This is a genomic window from Bradyrhizobium sp. BR2003 (assembly GCF_009720285.1).
GTDB lineage: Bacteria > Pseudomonadota > Alphaproteobacteria > Rhizobiales > Xanthobacteraceae > Bradyrhizobium > Bradyrhizobium elkanii.
The window spans coordinates 18,344-38,227 of record NZ_SMYJ01000038.1; the positions used below are offsets into that span (position 1 = coordinate 18,344).

General features: G+C 64.6%; 18 protein-coding genes and 1 tRNA gene. 5 read left to right on the plus strand and 14 right to left on the minus strand.

All coding sequences use genetic code 11. From position 1 onward, the window contains the following. Window positions 1–178 precede the first annotated feature (178 nt). From E2I15_RS31845 to E2I15_RS31865, 5 genes are all read right to left on the minus strand, one after another. Complete coding sequence (locus tag E2I15_RS31845) at window positions 179–802, minus strand: nicotinate-nucleotide adenylyltransferase (protein WP_018269404.1); 624 nt, start codon at window positions 800–802, stop codon at window positions 179–181. A gap of 45 nt (window positions 803–847) precedes the next feature. Continuing rightward, a complete protein-coding gene (locus E2I15_RS31850) occupies window positions 848–2,140 on the minus strand; it encodes a glutamate-5-semialdehyde dehydrogenase (RefSeq protein WP_137484025.1) in 1,293 nt (430 codons plus the stop codon). 123 nt (window positions 2,141–2,263) lie between these two features. Further along, on the minus strand, window positions 2,264–3,406 hold the full coding sequence (proB, locus tag E2I15_RS31855) for a glutamate 5-kinase (RefSeq protein WP_137484026.1): 1,143 nt from the start codon (window positions 3,404–3,406) through the stop codon (window positions 2,264–2,266). Window positions 3,407–3,488: 82 nt separating this feature from the next. Beyond that, on the minus strand, window positions 3,489–4,538 hold the full coding sequence (obgE, locus tag E2I15_RS31860) for a GTPase ObgE (protein WP_137484027.1): 1,050 nt from the start codon (window positions 4,536–4,538) through the stop codon (window positions 3,489–3,491). 101 nt (window positions 4,539–4,639) lie between these two features. Then, entirely contained in the window at window positions 4,640–5,119 is a 480-nt protein-coding gene (locus E2I15_RS31865) for a MaoC family dehydratase (protein ID WP_137484028.1), read from the minus strand. 154 nt (window positions 5,120–5,273) lie between these two features. Here E2I15_RS31865 and E2I15_RS31870 point away from each other — a divergent pair, with 154 nt between their 5' ends. Continuing rightward, complete coding sequence (locus E2I15_RS31870; RefSeq protein ID WP_137484029.1) at window positions 5,274–6,188, plus strand: DMT family transporter; 915 nt, start codon at window positions 5,274–5,276, stop codon at window positions 6,186–6,188. Between the two features lie 185 nt (window positions 6,189–6,373). Here E2I15_RS31870 and E2I15_RS31875 read toward each other — a convergent pair whose 3' ends face one another. From E2I15_RS31875 to E2I15_RS31890, 4 genes are all read right to left on the minus strand, one after another. After that, entirely contained in the window at window positions 6,374–6,970 is a 597-nt protein-coding gene (locus tag E2I15_RS31875; protein ID WP_016847847.1) for a GNAT family N-acetyltransferase, read from the minus strand. Window positions 6,971–7,140: 170 nt separating this feature from the next. Beyond that, window positions 7,141–7,410 carry a 50S ribosomal protein L27 gene (gene rpmA / locus E2I15_RS31880; RefSeq protein ID WP_016847848.1) on the minus strand — a complete coding sequence of 90 codons (270 nt, stop codon included), beginning with the start codon at window positions 7,408–7,410 and terminating at the stop codon, window positions 7,141–7,143. Between the two features lie 102 nt (window positions 7,411–7,512). Continuing rightward, a complete protein-coding gene (rplU, locus tag E2I15_RS31885; protein WP_137483888.1) occupies window positions 7,513–7,980 on the minus strand; it encodes a 50S ribosomal protein L21 in 468 nt (155 codons plus the stop codon). A gap of 254 nt (window positions 7,981–8,234) precedes the next feature. Further along, the gene (locus tag E2I15_RS31890) at window positions 8,235–9,185 is read right to left on the minus strand and encodes a GlxA family transcriptional regulator (protein WP_137483887.1); all 951 of its coding nucleotides are present in this window, start codon (window positions 9,183–9,185) and stop codon (window positions 8,235–8,237) included. 136 nt (window positions 9,186–9,321) lie between these two features. On the opposite strand from E2I15_RS31890, the gene E2I15_RS31895 reads away from it, so the two are divergent. Together E2I15_RS31895 and E2I15_RS31900 are read left to right on the plus strand one after the other, a co-directional pair. Beyond that, window positions 9,322–10,137, plus strand: coding sequence for an SDR family NAD(P)-dependent oxidoreductase (locus tag E2I15_RS31895; RefSeq protein ID WP_137483886.1), 816 nt, complete (start codon window positions 9,322–9,324; stop codon window positions 10,135–10,137). 104 nt (window positions 10,138–10,241) lie between these two features. Beyond that, entirely contained in the window at window positions 10,242–11,396 is a 1,155-nt protein-coding gene (locus tag E2I15_RS31900; protein ID WP_137483885.1) for an ROK family protein, read from the plus strand. Between the two features lie 198 nt (window positions 11,397–11,594). Here the strand turns inward: E2I15_RS31900 and E2I15_RS31905 are convergent, their stop codons facing one another. Then, on the minus strand, window positions 11,595–12,458 hold the full coding sequence (locus E2I15_RS31905; RefSeq protein ID WP_137483884.1) for an alpha/beta fold hydrolase: 864 nt from the start codon (window positions 12,456–12,458) through the stop codon (window positions 11,595–11,597). Between the two features lie 314 nt (window positions 12,459–12,772). Between E2I15_RS31905 and E2I15_RS31910 the strand changes: the two genes are divergently transcribed. Together E2I15_RS31910 and E2I15_RS31915 are read left to right on the plus strand one after the other, a co-directional pair. Beyond that, a tRNA-Ser gene (locus tag E2I15_RS31910) sits at window positions 12,773–12,862 on the plus strand. 205 nt (window positions 12,863–13,067) lie between these two features. After that, window positions 13,068–14,063: a hypothetical protein gene (locus E2I15_RS31915; protein WP_137483883.1), complete on the plus strand. Its 996-nt coding sequence runs from the start codon at window positions 13,068–13,070 to the stop codon at window positions 14,061–14,063. Window positions 14,064–14,343: 280 nt separating this feature from the next. On the opposite strand, the gene E2I15_RS31920 is transcribed toward E2I15_RS31915, so the two are convergent. The 4 genes from E2I15_RS31920 to E2I15_RS31935 form a co-directional block, all read right to left on the minus strand. Continuing rightward, entirely contained in the window at window positions 14,344–15,249 is a 906-nt protein-coding gene (locus tag E2I15_RS31920) for a sigma-70 family RNA polymerase sigma factor (RefSeq protein ID WP_137483882.1), read from the minus strand. Beyond that, complete coding sequence (locus E2I15_RS31925) at window positions 15,246–15,905, minus strand: flavodoxin family protein (RefSeq protein WP_246668465.1); 660 nt, start codon at window positions 15,903–15,905, stop codon at window positions 15,246–15,248. Before E2I15_RS31925 ends, E2I15_RS31920 begins: the two co-directional genes overlap by 4 nt. Window positions 15,906–16,659: 754 nt before the next feature. Beyond that, complete coding sequence (locus E2I15_RS31930; protein WP_137483881.1) at window positions 16,660–18,249, minus strand: ABC-F family ATP-binding cassette domain-containing protein; 1,590 nt, start codon at window positions 18,247–18,249, stop codon at window positions 16,660–16,662. 132 nt (window positions 18,250–18,381) lie between these two features. Continuing rightward, a complete protein-coding gene (locus E2I15_RS31935) occupies window positions 18,382–19,701 on the minus strand; it encodes an Hsp70 family protein (RefSeq protein WP_137483880.1) in 1,320 nt (439 codons plus the stop codon). Window positions 19,702–19,884 lie beyond the last annotated feature (183 nt).

A 19,884-nucleotide genomic window follows, 5' to 3' on the forward strand; every position in this document is an offset into this window, starting at 1 on the left:
TTTTGGTCGATGTTTTACGCGCAGTCTTTGGAACCTTGGGTAAAACAGACTTTGACAATACAGATGTGGCCAGGGACCATTCCTTTCACTGTATCGCGGGTGCCGAATCCTCGGCCCCACGCACCATACTACGCATGTGGGGTTAATGGTTTCAATATTCCAGTAACCCTTTTGCGCTTCATGCCGTTCTCCAGCTCCCGTCCGGGTTCCGAAGTCCGGTCGAAGACAGATTGGATTTCATTCCTGTCAGGAACACCCAGGCCGGCGCCCGCTGGTCGGCCAGCCGTGTCGCCTGATTTTCGGGCATCCGATAGCGCGCGAGCGCCTGCGCCGCCGGTGCGGCAAGGGCGCGGAAGCTTTGGGGCGGACGGTCGATCACGGCAATCGGCACATCGGACGCGATGCGCCGCCAATCTTTCCAGCGATGAAATTGCGCGAGATTGTCAGCGCCCATGATCCAGACGAAGTGCACGCCGGAGACGCGGCGGCGCAAGTGGATGATCGTGTCCACAGTGTAGCTGACGCCGATGACAGCTTCGAGACAGGAGATGTCGATGCGCGGATCGTCGGCAACGCGGCGCGCGGCCTCGGCGCGCTCGGCGAGCGCGTGCAGGCCGTCATGGTTCTTGAGCGGATTGCCCGGCGTCAGCAGCCACCACACGCGGTCCAGCTGCAGGCGCTTGAGCGCAAACAGGCTGATGGCGCGATGCGCGGCGTGCGGTGGATTGAACGAGCCGCCAAGCAGCCCGATGCGCATGCCGTTGGTATAGAACGGAAGCGCCTGGGCTGCGGATAACGACACGCTCGATGCTTGCTGCAAGGGCTTACCGTGCGCGTGCGACAATGATCACGGCCGCGTCTGCCCGGTGCCGTGGACGCGGTACTTGAAGCTCGTCAGCTGCTCGGCGCCGACCGGCCCGCGGGCGTGGAATTTGCCGGTGGCAATGCCGATCTCCGCACCGAAGCCGAACTCGCCGCCGTCGGCGAACTGGGTCGAGGCGTTGTGCAGCACGATCGCTGAATCGACCTCGTTGAGAAATCTTTGCGCGGCAGCGGCATCCTCCGTCACGATCGCATCGGTGTGATGCGAGCCGTGATTTTGAATATGCGCAATCGCTTCATCGAGACCATCGACGACCTTCGCCGAGATGATCGCGTCCTCATATTCGGTGTCCCAGTCCTCGTCGGATGCGGGCTTCACCCTGGCATCGACGCCCTGCACGACGTCGTCGCCGCGCACCTCGCAGCCGGCATCGATCAACAGCTCGACCAGCGGTTTCAGCTGCGTCCCGGCAGCGCTGCGATCGATCAGCAGGGTCTCGACGGCGCCGCAGACGCCGGGACGGCGCATCTTGGCGTTCAGCACGACCGCCTTGGCCATATCGAGCCTGGCGCTGGCATCGACGTAAATGTGGTTGACGCCTTCGAGATGCGCGAACACCGGAACGCGTGCCTCCGCCTCGACGCGTGCGACGAGGCTCTTGCCGCCGCGCGGCACGATCACATCGATGCCGCCGTTCAATCCCGTCAGCATCAGGCCGACGGCCGCGCGGTCGCGGGTCGGCACCAGGGTAATCGCGGCCTCAGGCAGGCCGGCTTCGCGCAGGCCCTGCACCAGGCAATCATGGATCGCGCGGCAGGAGCGGAAACTGTCCGAGCCGCCGCGCAGGATCACCGCGTTGCCGGACTTCAGGCACAGCACACCGGCGTCGGCGGCGACGTTGGGCCGGCTCTCGAAGATCACGCCGATCACACCGAGCGGCACGCGGACGCGCTCGATGGTCATGCCGTTCGGCCGCTGCCAGCTTTCGGTGACGGCGCCGACCGGATCAATGATCTCGCGCACGGTGGCAACGCCATCGGCCATGCCGGCGACGCGCGCCTCTGTCAGCGTCAGGCGGTCGACGAAGGCAGAGGTCATGCCACCCGCGCGCGCCTCGGCGACATCCTCGGCATTGGCGGCAAGGATGGCCGGCGCGTTGGCGCGGATCGCGCGTTCGATCGCAGCGAGCGCCCGGTCCTTCTGCTCCGGCGGCGCCAGCGCCAGCACGCGCGCGGCGGCGCGCGCCTTGGCGGCGAGGTCGGTCATCAGGGTGGTGAGATCGGCGTTGCCGTCGATCGCCTTCAGGGGGGCGCTCATGAAACTACCAGCTTTGGACTAAGGCCATGTTCTAGCATGGCAATTGAAGGGTGGCGAGGCGCGGAACCGGCATGGCAGGTGGGCGGCAGGCCGCCCCGCTCGGCCAATGGCCTATCCAGTGGCTTATTTCGGCGGGATCGCCCCGGCCGGGCCGATCACGAGGTCGTCGCGATGGATCATCTCGGACCGGCCGCTGATGCCCAGAATGGCCATCACGTCGGGCGAGGAGCGGCCCATGATCTTTTCGGCGTTCTCGGCGTCGTAGGCGACCAGGCCGCGGCCGATCTCATGGGTGTCGGGGCCGCGCACCACCACGGCATCGCCGCGGGCGAACTGGCCGTCGACCCGGATCACGCCTGCGGGCAGCAGGCTTTTGCCGGCGCGCAGCGCCGCCACCGCGCCGGCATCGATGGTCAGCGTGCCCTTCGGCTCGAGCGAGCCCGCGATCCAGCGCTTGCGCGCGGTGACGGGATTGGCCGGGGTCAGGAACCAGGTGCAGCGGCCGCCGTCGGCGATCGCAGCAAGCGGATGCTCGATCTTGCCGGACGCGATCAGCATGTGGGTGCCGGCGGTGGTCGCGATCTTCGCGGCCTCGATCTTGGTGGTCATGCCGCCGCGCGACAGTTCCGAGCCGGCCGAGCCAGCCATCCCCTCGATCTCCGAGGTGATGCTTTCGACCACCGGGATCAGCTTGGCGTCGGGATCGAGCGCGGGCGGCGCGGTGTAGAGGCCGTCGATATCGGACAGCAGGATCAGCAGATCCGCACTCGCCATGGTGGCGACGCGGGCGGCGAGGCGATCATTGTCGCCGTAGCGGATCTCGGTGGTCGCGACCGTGTCGTTCTCGTTGATCACGGGCACCGCGCCCCATTCCAGCAGCTTGGCGATGGTCGAGCGCGCGTTGAGATAGCGGCGGCGCTCCTCGGTGTCCTGCAGCGTCACCAGGATCTGCCCGGCGCCGATGCCGTGATGGCCGAGCACCTCCGACCAGATCCGCGCCAGCGCGATCTGGCCGACCGCTGCGGCCGCCTGGCTCTCCTCGAGCTTCAGCGGGCCGCGCGGCAGCTTCAGGCGACTGCGGCCGAGCGCGATCGAGCCCGACGACACCACCATGACCTCGCAGCCTCGCTTGTGCAGCTTTGCGATGTCCTCGACCAGCGCGGCGAGCCAGGACGCGCGCACTTCGCCGGCCTGCGAGTCGACCAGCAGCGATGAGCCGACCTTGACGACGATGCGGCGAAAGTTCTTGAGCGCGGGGCGTTTCATGAATTCGGTCTGGCAGGAAGATGGAAGCAATAGACGCCACAATGTGGCTTGGGAAGTCCAGGCGTTGCGCGGCCTGTGCCGTTCAACCCTGCGGCGCCGGCGTTGCCCACGGCTCCGCCTGGCCCTTGGCCTTGTTGGACACCGGCGCCTCGCCGATCACGTCGACCAGCGCGCGCAGCGCATCCTGCACGCCTTCGCCGGTCGCGCCTGACAGCAGCAGCGGGGTCTTCTTCGCCGCCCGCTTGAGGCGGTCCTTCTGCTTCTTCAGTTCGTCGGGCGCGACCGCGTCGATCTTGTTGAGCGCGACGATCTCGATCTTGTCGGCGAGCTGGCCCTCATAGGCTTCGAGCTCGGTGCGCACCGTCTTGTAGGCCTTGCCGGCATGCTCGCAGGTTGCGTCGACCAGATGCAGCAACACGCGGCAGCGCTCGACATGGCCGAGGAAGCGGTCGCCGAGGCCGGCGCCTTCATGCGCGCCTTCGATCAGCCCGGGGATGTCGGCCAGCACGAATTCGCGGCCGCCGAAATTCACCACGCCAAGCTGCGGATGCAGCGTGGTGAAGGGATAGTCGGCGATCTTCGGCCGTGCGGCGCTGACCACCGACAGGAAGGTCGATTTGCCGGCATTGGGCAGGCCGACCAGGCCGGCATCGGCGATCAGCTTCAGCCGCAGCCAGATCCAGCGCTCTTCGCCCGGCGCGCCGGGATTGGCGTTGCGCGGGGCGCGATTGGTGGAAGATTTGAAATGCGCATTGCCGAAGCCGCCATTACCGCCCTTGGCCAGCACGAAGGTCTCGCCGAGCTCGGTGAAGTCGTGCAGCAGGGTCTCGCGGTCCTCGTCGAACACCTGGGTGCCGACCGGCACTTTCAGCACGATCGACTTGCCGTTGGCGCCGTGGCGGTCCTTGCCCATGCCATTGCCGCCCTTCTGCGCCTTGAAGTGCTGCTGGTAGCGGTAGTCGATCAGCGTGTTCAGTCCGTCGACGGACTCGATGATGACGTCGCCGCCGCGGCCGCCATTGCCGCCGGACGGACCGCCGAACTCGATGAACTTCTCGCGCCGGAACGCGACGCAGCCGTTGCCGCCGTCGCCCGAGCGAATATAGACCTTGGCTTCATCGAGGAATTTCATGGTTTTCACTAGTTAGGGCAGGGTGGCCGCGGCGGCAACCCGGAAAGGCCCTGACTTCAGCGAAAAGCCTTAATTTTCGGGCCTTTTTACGGCCCTTGCGGCTAAGCAGGCCGCCGCCGGACCAGGAATTTCTGCATCCCCTCCAGCACCAGCTCGCGGCGCTGGTTGTGCACGGTCGAGCGCAGCGTCACGACGCCGGTGGTCTTGCCCGGCGACAGCTCGATCACCTCCAGCGCGGGGTAGATGGTATCGCCGGCATAGACCGGCTTCAGGAACTTGCTCGATTGCTCGAGGAAGCCGATCAGCGACTCCTCCACGACATAGGGAAACAGCCCCGCGCCGGGCGCGGTGTGCACCAGGGTCTGGAAGCCGTGGGCAAGCAGATCCGGCATGCCGCGCGCGCGGCAATATTCGACGTCGTAATGGATCGGATGGGTGTCGCCGCTGGCGGTCTGGAACGCCGCGAACACGGCCGAGGTCTGGGTCCGGCTCGGAATCACGAAGCGCTCGCCGAGCACGAAATCCTCGAACCACCGCTGCGCCGGGACCATGCGATGCTGGGTGGGGTCGAAGTCGCTCATGCGGCGTTTCCTGCTCTTCTTGTTGCCGGGATCAGCTACCGGTATCGCAGCGACGCAGGTGCGGCAATCCGTTCAATTCGTCATGCCCGGGCTTGTCCCGGGCATCCACGTCTTTAAAACCGGACGACTCGGGAACAATAGCGCAAGTCTGCTCATGAGCCTGTTCGCAAAGCTGTCCTCCTACGACGACCGATCGGCGCGGCTCGCCGGCATCGGCCTGATGCTGCTGTCGATCTTCATGTTCTCGTTCGGCGACGCGATGGGCAAATTCATCGTCGCCACCTATTCGGTCGGGCAATTGTTGTGGCTGCGTGCCTGCGCGGCGCTGCTCGTGCTGCTGCCGATCGTGTGGCAGCGGCGCGCGGATTTTCTGCATCTGGAGCGCCCTTGGCTGCAATTGCTGCGCGTCACGCTGTCGACGGTGGAGGTTGCGGCATTCTTCCTCGCGACCGTCTATCTGCCGCTCGCCGACGTCATCACCTACTATCTGGCCGGACCGATCTTCGTCACCGCGATGTCGGGCCTCGTGCTCGGCGAGCATATCGGCTGGCGGCGCTGGACCGCGATCCTGGTCGGCTTCTGCGGGGTGTTGATCGCGCTCCGGCCGTCGGCGCAGACGATCAGCTGGCCGGCGATGATCGCGCTTGGCGGCAGCCTGTCGTTTGCGGTGCTGATGCTGATCACGCGCTCGCTGCGCGCGACGCCCGATATCGTGCTGGCGACGACGCAATTCGGCGGCACGTTCGTCCTGGGCCTCGTGCTCTCGCCGTTCGGCTGGGTGACGCCATCAGCCGGCAGCCTCGTGCTGTTCTTCACCGCCGGCATCATCTCGGTCGCGGCGCTGCTTTGCGTCAATCGTTCGCTGAAGCTCGCGCCGGCGAGCGTGGTGGTGCCCTACCAGTATTCGATGATCGTCTGGGCGGTGATCTTCGGCTTCGTGGTGTTCGGCGACGTGCCGTCCTGGGCCACCATCATCGGCGCCGCCATCATCATCGCGGCCGGCCTCTACATCTTCGTGCGCGAGCAGCAGCTTGGACACCCGGACTCCGCGGTGAATCCGCCGGCGTGATTCCTACCCTCCCTGGAGGGGGAGGGGCGACGCGAATGCAATGAGCGGCGGGGTGGGGTGAAGGTCTCTCCTCATCCAACTGTGCCCGAGTGGAGAGATCACCCCACCCCGTTGCGCCTTCCGCTGCGCTTCACGCGCAACGACCCTCCCCCTCCAGGGGAGGGTGAAGGCCGAGAAGGGAGGAATCAGCTCTCCCGCCGGGTCGAGTTGTTCCAGCTCTTCAGCGACGCCCAGACGCCGCGCGACAGGCGGAAGCAGTCGACCGGGCTCGATGAGCCGAGCGCCTCGAAGCGGTGCAGCTCGACGCCGCCCCACTGGAAGCCGCACTTCTCGAGGATATTGCGCGACGACGGATTGACGACGCGGGCGCCCGAGATCAGCTGGTCGAGATCGAATTCCTCGAAGAAGTAATCGATCACGGCGCGCGCGGCCTCGGTGCCGAATCCCTGGCCCCAATAGTCGACGCCGAGCCAGTAGCCGAGTTCGGCCGATGTCTCCTCGCGCCAGTCGATGCCGACCATGCCGATCGGCGTGTGATTGTTCTCGATCAGGAAAACGGTTTCGCGTCCGCCGGCGCCGAGCGCGCGCACGAAGTCGATGGCGTCGTCGTGGGTATAGGGATGCGGCAGGCGGCGGGTGTTCTCCGCGATGCGGCGGTCATTGGCGAGGCGTGCGATTGCTTTTACGTCCGCGAGCGTCGGCTTGCGCAATGTCAGCCGTTCGGTCTCGAGGACGCATGCTCTTGCCTCGCGCAAGGTCGGCGTCGGGATGTCCTGCAACATGTCGAGCTCCTGTGATGCGAAAAATCGGTACGCAACGCTTGGAACGTCACGCGCGGTCGAACCGGATCGCGCGCAACAAAAAGGGGAGGCCGGTCATCCCGCCTCCCCTTGGAGCCCTTTGCGACTCCGCCGGTTCAACAGGACCCGGCGGACTCATGTGTGTCCACCGTCTACTCGGCCGCCTCTGCCATCGGAATAACCGATACGAACGTGCGGCCGTTGGCTTTGGCACGGAACTCGACATGACCCTCGACCTTGGCGAAGAGAGTATGATCGGTGCCCATGCCGACATTAAGGCCAGGATGCCAAGTGGTGCCGCGCTGACGCGCGATGATGTTTCCGGGGATCACGCGCTCGCCACCGAACGCCTTGATGCCAAGGCGCTTGCCCTTGGAATCACGTCCGTTGCGCGATGAACCGCCTGCTTTTTTGTGAGCCATGGCTCGTCTCCGACTTCGCTTTGATCTCTAGATCAATTCCTTGACGGAATCATTTCACGTTTTGTCACGCTTCACGTCTCAAAGCGCGACGATCACTTCTTCTCAAGCCTTGGCCGCGGCCTTCTTGGCCGGAGCCTCCTTGGCGGCCGGCGCCTTTGCGGACGCCTTCTTCTTGGCCGCCTGCGGCGCTGCGTCCTCGCCATCGGCGGGCGCTGCGACCTTTTCCTTCTTCGGCCGCGGGCCGACGGTCGGCTTGGCGTTATCGGCGAGGATCTCGGTGATGCGAAGCACCGTGAGCTCGTCGCGATAGCCGCGCTTGCGGCGTGAATTCTTGCGGCGACGCTTCTTGAACGCGATCACCTTGGCGCCGCGCTTGTGCTGCAGCACTTCGGCTGCAACGGACGCGCCTGCCACGGTGGGCGTTCCCAGCACCGGCGTGTCACCGCCGAGCACCAGAACTTCGCCAAGCTGCACGATCGTGCCGACATCGCCGGCGATCTTGCCTATCTCGAGTACATCATTCGGAACGACACGGTACTGCCGGCCGCCGGTTTTGATGACTGCGAACATCGTTTGATTCCTTCGTGTTCGATCCCGGCCTCGGACGGTTCGCCCGGGTCGGCTTCTTGTTCAGTCGCTATGGGTTGCGTGTCTCGTGCGAAGGGAATGAATTCCCAAACGGTCCGCACAAAAACAATCGGCGCGAGAAATCCCCGCGCCGGATGGGCGGACTTATAGCCGCAATCGACCGAGAGTCAAGGTAAAGCAGGGCAAAAACCGGCCAAAAATGAAGGGTTTGGCGTGGTTCCGGTCCGAATCGACCCTCAGGCCGCGGTCTGTGCCGCGGCCCGCGCGTGGCGGCGGATGGTCTGGGGCGGCTGGCCCAGCACCCGCAGGAACGCCCGCCGCATCCGTTCGCGATCGGCAAAGCCGGTCTCACCAGCAATTTCGTCCATCGAATGGCGGCCGTCACCGATCAATTCGCGCGCCGCCTCGACCCTCAGATGCTCGATCGCCTTGGCCGGTGACTGGCCGGTCTCGGAACGGAAGGCGCGGCTGAACTGGCGCGGGCTGAGCCGTGCGACGGCAGCCAACTCCTCGACCGAGAGCTCGTTGCGCAGATGCGCCTTGGCGTAATTGAGCGCGTTCTGGATGCGGTCGGATTTCGGGTCGAGCTCGAGCAGTGCCGAAAACTGCGACTGTCCGCCGGTGCGGCGGTAATAGACGACGAGCTTGCGCGCCACCGAACGGGCGACCTCGACGCCGAGGTCATGCTCGACCATCGCCAGCGCCAGATCGATCGTCGCGGTCATGCCGGCCGAGGTCCAGATCGGTCCGTCGACGATGTAGATGCGATCCTGCTCGACTTTCAGCTTGGGAAAGCGCGCCTGCAGCTCGGCGGCGTATTGCCAATGCGTGGAGACGCGCCGGCCGTCGAGCAGGCCGGCTTCGGCGAGCGAGAAGGCGCCAACGCAGGGCGCGGCAATGCGCTGTGACGCCGTCATGGCGCGGCGAACATAGTCGGTCAGCTTCGATGACGCCGGATGCAGCTCGGTGCCGGCGCCAACGAACAGCGTGTCGAAGCTGCGCTCGCTGAACGCTTCGGTCTCGACATTGAAGCCCGCGGATGACCGTACCGGGCCGCCATTCTCGGACAGCAATGTGACCCGGTAGAAGCTTTCACCGGCCACCAGATTGGCGATCTCGAAGGCGGTGATGGCGGTGAAGCCCATCACCTGGAAGCCCGGGAAGACGACGAACCCGATCTCCTGCATGGAACTCTCCAACGGCAGTTTTTGTCCTAAAAAGGTGTATATATGACATTTGAGACATGCAAGGGGGCCTGTAAAACCTGAGCAGCGGCCAAGACGGCCGCCCGGGTCAAATACCCAGGTCAAACAGGAGACCAACATGACCAAGTCAGCCAAGGAGACCACGACCGGAACGGCGCTCGTTACCGGTGCGTCGTCCGGAATCGGTGCCATCTACGCGGACCGGCTCGCACGGCGTGGCTACGATCTGATCCTCGTCGCACGCAACCGTGAGCGCCTCGATGGGCTTGCCAAGCGTCTGTCGGCGGAGACAGGCCGATCGATCGAGATCGTTGCCGCCGACCTCAGCAAGCGCGGCGATGTATCGCGGATCGAGTCCATTCTGCGCAGCAACGCCGGCATCAGCGTGCTGGTGAACAACGCCGGCGTCGGCGCCACCGCGCCGCTGCTCGCATCCGATGTCGACAAGATGAGCGACATGATCGCGCTCAATGTCGACGCGCTGATGCGCCTGACCTATGCGGCGGTGCCGGGGCTAGTCGCGCGCGGCGGCGGCACCATCATCAACATCGCCTCGGTCGTCGGCGTCCAGCCGGAGCTGCTCAACGGCGTCTACGGCGGCAGCAAGGCCTTCGTGCTCGCGCTGACCCACTCGCTGCAGCATGAGCTGAAGGACAAGAACATCCGGGTCCAGGCTGTGCTGCCCGGTGCCACGGCCACCGAGTTCTGGGACATAGCCGGCACGCCGGTCGCGCATCTGCCCGGCGAGATCGTGATGAAGGCCGAGGACATGGTCGATGCCGCGCTCGCCGGTTTCGACCAGGGCGAGGTCTTCACCGTGCCGTCGCTGCCGGAGGCCGCCGACTGGCAGGCCTATGAGGCAGCCCGCCAGAAGCTGATCCCGAATCTGTCGCGCAGTTCGCCTGCGGCGCGCTACGGGGTGAAGGCCGCCTGAGGCCCCGCGATAATTGCGTCCCGCGGGCCAGGCGCTGGCTCTGCGGGACGCAACCATTTGAGTTCCCGATTGTTAGTGCTGGGAACCTCAAGCGGGCAGGGCGAATGGCCGAAGACACCGGACTGACCACGGGCATCGCGCACCACGGTGCCGCGCGGCTGCCGTCTGTCGACATCGACAGCTTCAACATCGAGCTGAAGGACGACGAGGGCTTTCTCGGCGATCGCGCCTCCAAGGGCGCCTTCCGCAAGATCCTCGACCGCTGGCGCAAGCCGCTGCGCAAGTCGGACGAGGATCCGTTCGGCGACGAGCCGTCCGACAAGATCAGCAAGAAGAAGCTCGATGAGCTGCTGGTCGGCGACGACACCGAGGCCTCGGCGGTCGTGCACAGCGCGATCGAGGAGTTTGCCCAGGAGCTCGCCTATGTGACGCGGCGCTTCCTCAACACCAAGGCCTGGGCCAGGACCGAGCGCATCGTGGTCGGCGGCGGCTTCCGCGACTCCAGGCTCGGTGAGCTCGCCATCGCGCGCACCGAGATCATCCTGAAGTCGGAGGATTTCAAGGTCGATTTGCTGCCGATCCGCTTTCACCCCGACGATGCCGGGCTGATCGGCACGCTGCATCTGGCGCCATCGTGGATTTTCGAGGCCCATGACGGCGTCCTCGCAGTCGACATCGGCGGCACCAATATCCGCTGCGGCGTTGTCGAGACGCGCTGGAAGAAGGCGCCCGATCTTTCCAAGGCGGCGGTCTGGAAATCGGAGCTGTGGCGCCACGCCGACGACGAGCCGACGCGCGAAGGCGCGGTGAAGCGGCTGGTGAAGATGCTGAAGGAGTTGATTGCCTCCGCCGAGAAGGAGAATCTCAAGCTCGCGCCGTTCATCGGCATCGCCTGTCCCGGCGTCATCAATGAGGACGGATCGATCGAAAAGGGAGCACAGAACCTGCCCGGCAATTGGGAGAGCAGCAAATTCAACTTGCCGGCGAGCCTGGTCGAGGCGATCCCGCAGATCGGCGATCACGACACCGCGATCGTGATGCATAATGACGGCGTGGTGCAGGGGCTGGCCGAGGTCCCGTTCATGCAGGATGTCGCGCGCTGGGGCGTGCTGACGATCGGAACCGGGCTTGGCAATGCCCGCTACACCAATCGCAAGAAAGACAACGGCAAGGACGAGAAGAAGGCCGAGAAGAAAGAAGACGACGAGAGCGGAAAGAACGAGAAAAAGGCCAAAAAAGCCAAGAAGGCCGACGCCTGAGCCGTCAGGATTCAGCGATCGCGCGGTAAGGTTGATCGGTTAGGTTAAGATCGGGTTCGCGTTGCCGTTTCGACGTCGCTCGCTACCGTGGCCCGTGTCGCTCCCGCCGACCGGCGAAGCCGCACTTCCCGGCCAGCAATATTAAGAAGCGGCACGGGACCGCCAGTTTTTGTCGCGTCCTGGCGGTCCCACCACTTTCTACTTCCAATTGATCCGCGCGAAGAAGCCGGCGATCTCGGCGGCGGCGCGGTCGGGGTCCTCGCGATGCGGGAAGTGCCCGACATCGGGAAACATCTCGAGGTCCAGATCGGAGAAGGTCTCGCCCAGCCGGTCGGTCCAGGCATAGGGAAACAGCGGGTCGTGCTCGGCCCAGCGAATGCAGGTCGGCACCGTGATCGGCGGCAGCGCCGGGGCCTCGCCCTGCATCATCTTCACGCGCCCCGCATGTGACGCGCGATAATGCGCAAAGCCGCCGGCGAGATTGCCGGGCTTGAAGAAATTGTCGGCGAAATCCTCGATCACGTCGTCGAACGCAGCCTTGCGGTGCGACCAGTTGTGCAGGAAATGGCCGATATAGGTGCGGCAGCTGTTCCTGTTGGCGCCGACCAGCGCCGGCGCCATCTCCATCTGGTGGAACGACTGGTACCAGATGTGGTTCAGCCGGTCGGGCGCGGCCATCCGCGGCCCGATGCCGGGATAGACGAAATCGAACAAGAACAGCCCCGCGATGCGGTCGGGCGCGTTGCGGGCGAGGGGCTGCATCACGGCGCCGCCGACGTCGTGGCCGACAACGCCGGCCTTGTCGACGCCGAGCGCGTCCAGCAGCGCCAGCATGTCGTCGGTATGCTGATCGGGGCCATAGGCGCCGTGCGGCTTGTCGCTGTCGCCGAAGCCGCGCAGGTCGGGCGCGATCAGGGTGTAGCGGCCGGCGAGCCGCGCCATCACCGGCTTCCAGGTCAGCCAGAATTCCGGCCAGCCGTGCAACAGCAGCAGTGGCCTGCCGCTGCCGGTCCGCGCGACGTGGAACGCCGCACCATTGGCTCTTATCGTCACATGCTCCATGGCCCGCTCCTGCTCCGGCTGGTTCGCTCGCGCGCCGATCGAGCCAGAACCGTTCTGCTAGACCTTCGGTTCTAATTGAACCAGAACCGAAGGCCTGGATTCTTGCTCTGACGCGTTTTCTTCACGCGAACCGGTGTCCACTTGGCTCCAAAACGCTCTAGTGCTTTGTTTCCGCGCGCATTCTTGGCCGTATCCCGGTGCTTCGGTGGCGCGAGGCGTCAGTGACGGAAATATTATTGCAGCGCCTTGTCTGTCCCGCCATCCTCGCCTAGAACACGCCCCGACCGCGGGTGGCGCAAATCACCCGGGCCACTGGAGAGGTGGCAGAGTGGTTGAATGCACCGCACTCGAAATGCGGCATAGGTGCAAGCCTATCGGGGGTTCGAATCCCTCCCTCTCCGCCACTTCGACGTCACCGCGCTCATTTTCCCGGAGTGCGCTGGCTGGGTCCTCACCTTGACGACAAGACAAAGTCGGCCGCCAGATACTCGCATTGAGCGACGATATGGCAGCGCTGGGCGACGCGGATGAGGCCAGCATTAGCCGGGCCTGCCCGCCGTGCGGCGACAGGAACTTGCGAAGCTAGGGCGTTTGTGGATAGCGCGAATAATGACGATTTCGCCCCAGATGTGGTCCTTCACCGAAGGGCACCAACGCTTCTTCGAGGTGAAGGATTGCGTTGCCGCTTGCGATGGCTCGCCATGCCGCGGTCGGATCGTCCGCGCCCACATCATTCCTCGCTCTCAATTGAGGCAGATCGCCCAGAGAGGTCGCATCGTAGCCGTCCCTACCTCGCTGCCTGCCATAATGAAGATGCAGAGGACCGAGTTCGGGGCGAAGGAAATCGGCGTCGGCACGTTTTCGACCATGAATTGTTTTTGCGCCAAACACGACAAAGCTCTCTTCGCGCCAATTGAAGACGTCCCGCTCAATTTCTCACCCGAGCAACTTGCGCTGCTGCACTATCGAGCAATTGCGGCTGAGTTCTATCACCGTAGAAACCAGCAGGAGTCAGCGGCCTCCGAGCTAGATTGGGGAGCAGATGAACCCCAGAATTTCAGGTTCTCCTGGATTTTCACGTGGAGCGGCAAGGCGTTCCATGAAGCGCACCACGCTCTACGGCGCACCGAGAAGTTGATTGCTGCTCGACGATTCAGGGATGTTCGCAGCCTCGTCGTGCGCTTCGATGCTCCGCCTGCTGTGATGACCGCTGGTGCCTTTCGTCCGCAATACGATTTCGCCGCACGCCGGGCTCAGAACCTCGCCGGCGACTGTTGCTACGTGGCGATGCACTTGCTTGCTGCTGATGGTGCCGCAGTTTTGGTTTTCACTTGGCTTCACACGGATTCCGCGGCGGCGCGGTTCGTTCGCACGTTCGGCGCTCGGCCAAGGAAGCAGATGGCATCGCTCGCTGTCCAATGCGCCTTCGAGCACATCGAACACACCTGCATGTCTGATGTATGGTGGAGCGATCTGAAGCGTTCGATGCGTGTCGCGCTCCTTGAGCGCGTCAGACGGGCGAATTCCCTAGCTTACCGCCGCTCGCCACGATGCTTATCCTACCGCATGCACTATGCTGATTGGCCCGTTGCGGACATTCAGTAATCACTGGCGCAGATGCCAAGCGCGTCACGGTGAGGTGCGTTGGGGGCGCGCAATCAAAAAAAGAAGAAGCGAGATAAAGGAAATTCCCTAGTCCCAAAGGACACCTTGGGATGCGGTCTATTGTTTCAGCGAGGTGCTGATGGTGCTGGCGACTCCGCTATCGTCTGTGAGGGGTTGGAAGCATCGCACGGGCGTATGTCGGTGGTATGTAGCGACGGGCAATCATTGCAATATGTTTAAGACAATGGCTTAACACTGATTTAGGCCGACTCCCTCTCCATCACCCAGGAGCAGATCCGACCTTGCCAAAGCATCCCGACACGTCAGGGACGTTCTGCAGCTTGTCCGGATTGCGGGTCACATAGATCGCAAGGACCCGCTCGTTCTCGATATGCAAGGCTGTCGTTTGAACGAGGTCGTGCTCGATGGTGATGAAGCCCGGCAATCCGTTGATGGTGGCGTAGCGGATCAAGCGTGAGGGATGCGTCGCGAAGAGACGGGTGAGCCCCGCGAAACGCTCCATCGCGGCTTCCAGTCCGACCAGAGGTCGCGTCGGTGCCGGGACCCGGCCACCGCCATCCGCATAGACCACGACATCCTCGGCGAGCATCGCGCGCAGCGCGGCAAGGTCGCCGGTCCGTGTGGCCGTGAAGAAGGCATTGGCGAGCCGCAGGCCTTCTTCATTGCCGACGATGAACCTGGGCCTGGCGTCGTGGATATGCGCGCGGGCGCGGCTGGCAAGCTTGCGGCAGGTCGCAGCCTCGCGCCCGATCGTCTCGGCTACGGCATCGAACCCCAATCCGAACACGTCATGCAGCAGAAAGGCCGCCCGCTCCAAGGGCGACAGGCGTTCCAGCGCAATCATCAACGGCAGGATCAGATCGTCGGCGGCTTCCTCTGCTTCAGGATCGAAGAACGGTTCGGGGAGCCACGGTCCGACATAGGCAGCACGCCGGCGCCGCGCGGATTTCAATTCGTTGAGGGATAATCGGGTGACGATGGTGTGCAAGACGGCCTTGGGATCGCGCATCTGATCGCGATCGGCGGCGAGCCAGCGCACCCAGGCGCTGTGCACCACATCCTCGGCGTCGGCGACCGAGCCCAGCATCCGATAGGCCAGCCGGATCAGGCGCGGCCGCAACTCGGCGAAGATCTCGGCCGCCGATGCTTCGGCTGCATTGTTCATGACGCTGCCCGAACGGTCGCCGTGGCCGCGTCACGGCCACGCGCAAACTGCAGCGCCGTCTTCGCCACCCGCCGTCCCAAGTGGCGGGCGGTTGCGAGATCGGAGTCGGGCGGGGCGGTGTCCGCGCCCTCGTCGGTGTTCGACTGCGCGCCGGCTCCGAGCCAGAACCCCAGCCTGTTCGGATCGGCGTCCGATCCCGCTGCGGAGTTGTTCCCCGGGGGCAGGTCGAGATTGACCCAATGCATCCCATGCTGCGCGGCGAACAATGCAAGCTGGATCAAAGTGGACAGCTTGTCGCCGGCGTGTGCCCCCGAATTGGTGAAGCCGGCCGCGAGCTTGTCTTTCCAGCGATAGCCCTTTGACATCACCGCGCGTGACGTTGCTTCCTGAAAGGCTTTGAAGGCCGCGGAGGCGGCGCCCATGTAGGTGGGCGTGCCGAAGATCAGCGCTTCCGCATCCATCAGCCGATCCCAGTTCTGTTCCACGTGCTCGACAGGCACCAGAAGCGCTTCCGCGCCATCGACATCCTGGATGCCGGACCTGACGGCCTCCGCTTGACGCCGGGTATGGCCGTAGGCGCTGTGATAGACGATCGCGATCAGGGTGCGACCGCCTCCGGTTCCGGGTGTGTGCATGGTGTCCTCTGCTGCTGCCATTGCAGAAGCCAAGACAAGGCAGCGCGTCGAAACGTGACATGCCCCTCCGAACTTTCGTTCCGAAAATGTTGCTCGAACTGAACGTCGCTCAGGCTGGCGCGGCGGCCGCCGGCTCCTTTGCATGGGGTTGTTTTCGATATTTTGGTGGGAGCCGGCTTTCGGCCCGCCTCGGTAACCTTAATTCTTCGTTTCGATTGTCGATAAAATTTTATCGATTATCCTCGTGGCAGTTGAGCGGTGTGACGAACCGCGCGATGAGCGGCAACAGCCGAGTGGCTGGACGACCGCTCTGAAATCGAAGGGTGGGCAGAGCGCAGTGCCAGCCACCTTTCGGGCTGTCCGGCGGCGGCCGGCGGGGCAAATCAATTTTGAAGTGCTTTTGATTGCCAGGTTGCGGCGCATATCGCTCCGCATGAAGCCTTTCAATTGGGATGTTCCAAGATGACGCTCGCGCATTTCCTGATCGCGGCCGGTGGCGGCTTTTTGTTGCTGGCTGGCTTCGTCGCATTTGCCCTCTGGAGAAACGCGCTTCATTCGACGGCGCGGATTTAGCAACAGACCAGATTCAGCTCCGACGGCCTCGCGCTTGGGGACAAGCGAGGCTGGCGGGATGGCCGCACCGCCGCGCGGCCTGACAGCCGGGCACCGCGCCTTACGACCTACCCCAAGGCGACGCGTGCTCGGCTGTTCAATTCCTGACTGATCTTCGTCGTTCGAGCATTAATGCGTAAAGGCAATTCCTCCGCTCTGCGCGTCACGTCCACGACGCGAGATCCAGTCTGCGCGTGATCGCGATGGCCTCGAGGAAGGCCTCGTCGTGGCTGACAACCAGCAGCGCGCCGTCATAGGCGCGCAAGCCGGCCTCGACCGCTTCCATGGATTCGATATCCAGGTGATTGGTCGGCTCGTCGAGGATCAGAAAAGGCGGCGGTCTCTCGCCGCCGAGCACACAGGCGAGACCGGCGCGAAGCAACTGGCCGCCGCTGAGGCTCGCAACGGCCTGCAGCGCCGCATCGGCGCGGAACATGAAGCGCGCCAGCGCCGCGCGACAGGCGTTCTCGTCGGCATCCGGATTGATGCGCCGGAAATTCTCCAGGATGGAGGCCGACGCATCGAGCAGGCTGACCGCCTGATCGAACATGGCGAACCGGGTCATCACCTCGACGATGCCGCGCATCGCGATCAATTCGCCGCTGAGGAGCTTGAGCAGCGTCGTCTTGCCGGCGCCGTTGGGGCCGATGATCGCGACGCGCTCCGGACCCGACATGGAGAAGCTGACGTCACGCAGGATCGGCGCATCCGTGCTATAGCCGACATCGGCCGCGTCGATCCGCAGCACCATCCTGCTCGCCGGCAGATGCGTCGAGGGCAGCTGCACCGAGAAGGGTTGCAGCACCTCGATGCGCTGCCGGGCCGCGGTGGCAAGTTCGAGCGCTTGCGTCCGCCGTCGTTCGGCGAGACGGGCGTTCTCGCCGCCGCTGTCTTCGCTGCGGTCCTTGCGCAGCCCGGCGGCGATGCGCGGCAGATCACCCTTGGCGCGCTTCCTTGCGCCTGCGCCGTCCTTGCGCGCCTTCCGCTCGTTGGCTTCTCTGGCGTTGCGGTCGATCTCGGCAACGCGCTTTTCGGCATCCGCCAGATCGTGCCGTGCTGCCGACAGCTCGATCGCCTTGCGTGCGCGGTACGCGCTCCAATTGCCGCCGTAGCGCCTGGCTTCCAGCGAGGTCAGTTCGACGATCGCATCCATCGTCTCCAGCAATTCGCGGTCGTGGCTGACAACGATGGCGCCGTGCCGCCAGTCGGCGAGCAGGTCGATCACCGTCTTGCGCCCCGCGCGGTCGAGATTGTTGGTGGGTTCATCCAGCAGCAGAAAATCGGGCTGTGCGAAGGTCAGTGCCGCCAGGCGCGCCCGGGTGGCCTGTCCGCCGGACAGCGTCGCCAGCGGCGCGTCGAGTGCATCGCTCAGTCCGACGCGCTCGAGCGCGGCCGCGATGCGCGTGTCGAGCGTCCAGTCGACGTCGGCAATCTCCTCGATGCTCGCAAGGCCCTGTTCGGCACGGCGCAGCGCGGCCAATGCGTGGCGCGCGCCGAACAGGTCGACGACGCGTTCATCCGGCTTCAGCTGAACCGTCTGATGCAGCATCCCGACGCGTCCCTGAACCGAGACGGTGCCGGATTGCGGCGTGCGCACCCTCGCGATCAGGCCGAGCAGCGTCGTCTTGCCGACCCCGTTCCTGCCGACAAGGCCGGTGCGTTCAGGTCCGAAATTCAGATCGATGTTGGAAAGGAGAACCCGGCCGTCAGGCGCGGACAGGGTCAGATGAGAGAGCGCGATCGATGCAGGCATGGATATCCCCGAGGGCAAGGCTGATGGGCGTTGCTGTCAGGGTGAAATCCATGGTCGTCGGCATCCTGTCGGATTGATGATTTAACTGATGTAGTCGCCTGTGAAGGCAGGATCAAGGCGCGAAGCGTATTGTCACGCGGCTTCGGCGAAGGTCCAGCGGTCGGGATCGGGCGTATGACCGATCAAAGCGAGGCCGTAGGCGATCGATTCGAATTGATCCGCCGAGGTCAGCCGCGCTGCGCCAAAGCGCTCGGCGAACAGGCGCTGCACGGCCGGCACGAACGAGGTGCCGCCGGTCAGGAATACCTTCTCGACGTCGCGCGCGGTGATGCCGGACTTGGCCAGCGCCTCGTCGACCGTCGCGCCCAGCCGTTCGATGTCGTCGGCGATCCAGGATTCGAAATCGTCGCGCGTCACGGTCGCGCCGATGTCGATGCCTTCGCGGGCGAAGCGGAACTCGACGCGGTCGCGGCTCGACAGCGCGACCTTGGTGTCGGACACGGCGCGATACAGCGCGAAGCCGAGATCGTGGTCGACGATGGTAATGAAATCGTGCAGCGGCGCCGGATCGAGCGCGGTGCGCGCGAGCTGCTGCAATTCGCGCAAGTCGCCATTGCCCCGCATCATCGCGAGCTGATGCCAGCGAGCGAGGCTCGAATAATAGTGATTGGGGATCGGCAGCACCTTGTCGAACGAGCGGTAGCTGGTGCCCTTGCCGAGCCGCGGCGAGACGATGTGGTCGACGATGCGGTAATCGAAGGTGTCGCCGGCGATGCCGATGCCGGCATGGCCCAGCGGCTCGGCGCGCAGCACGCCGCCCTTGCGCGAGAACCGCATCACGGAGAAGTCGCTGGTGCCGCCGCCGAAATCGGCGACCAGCACGGTGGCATCGTGGTCCAGACTGCGTGCGAAGGAGAACGCCGCGCCGACCGGCTCGTAGACATAGCGCGCATGGCCGGCGCCGAGCCGCTCGAACGCGGCCCGGTAGCGCTGCATCGCGAGCTCGTCATTGGGATTGCCGCCGGCAAATTTCACCGGACGACCGACCATGATGGTCGGCGCGCCGAGATCGAATCCGTCGCCGGCATGGCGCGTCAGCGTGCGCAGGAACGCCGCGAGCAGGTCCTCGAACTTGTAGCGTTGCCGGAAGATCTGGGTGGTGTTGAAGGCCGAGCTGGCCGCGAACGTCTTGAACGACTGGATGAAGCGATGGATCGTGCGTCCCTCGAGGAACTGCTCGATCGCCCACGGGCCGCCCTCGGCGCGCGGATGCAGGCCGGCGCCGGGCCGTTCCTCCCAGAAGCACAGCGCGGACACATAGACGCTATGCGTGCGGCCGCCATGGTCGAAGCGAACAGCCTCGACGCGGCCGTCGCCGTCGGACAGCGCGACCACGGTGTTGCTGGTGCCAAAATCGACGCCAATCGAGACGGCGGGCGGGGCGCTCGACATGTCATGCTCGGATTGTCTGTGAAAGGGGGCGGACCTTTAGCGGCTTTGGCCGGATTTGCCAACCCGTCTGGACGCTATCCAGTTGGGCCAGTTCCACCTCCCCTTGGAAAGGAGAGGTCGCTTTGCTCACCGGAGCAAAGCGGGTGGGGATTCACTCTCTCGGGGGGAGCATCACCTGCGGCT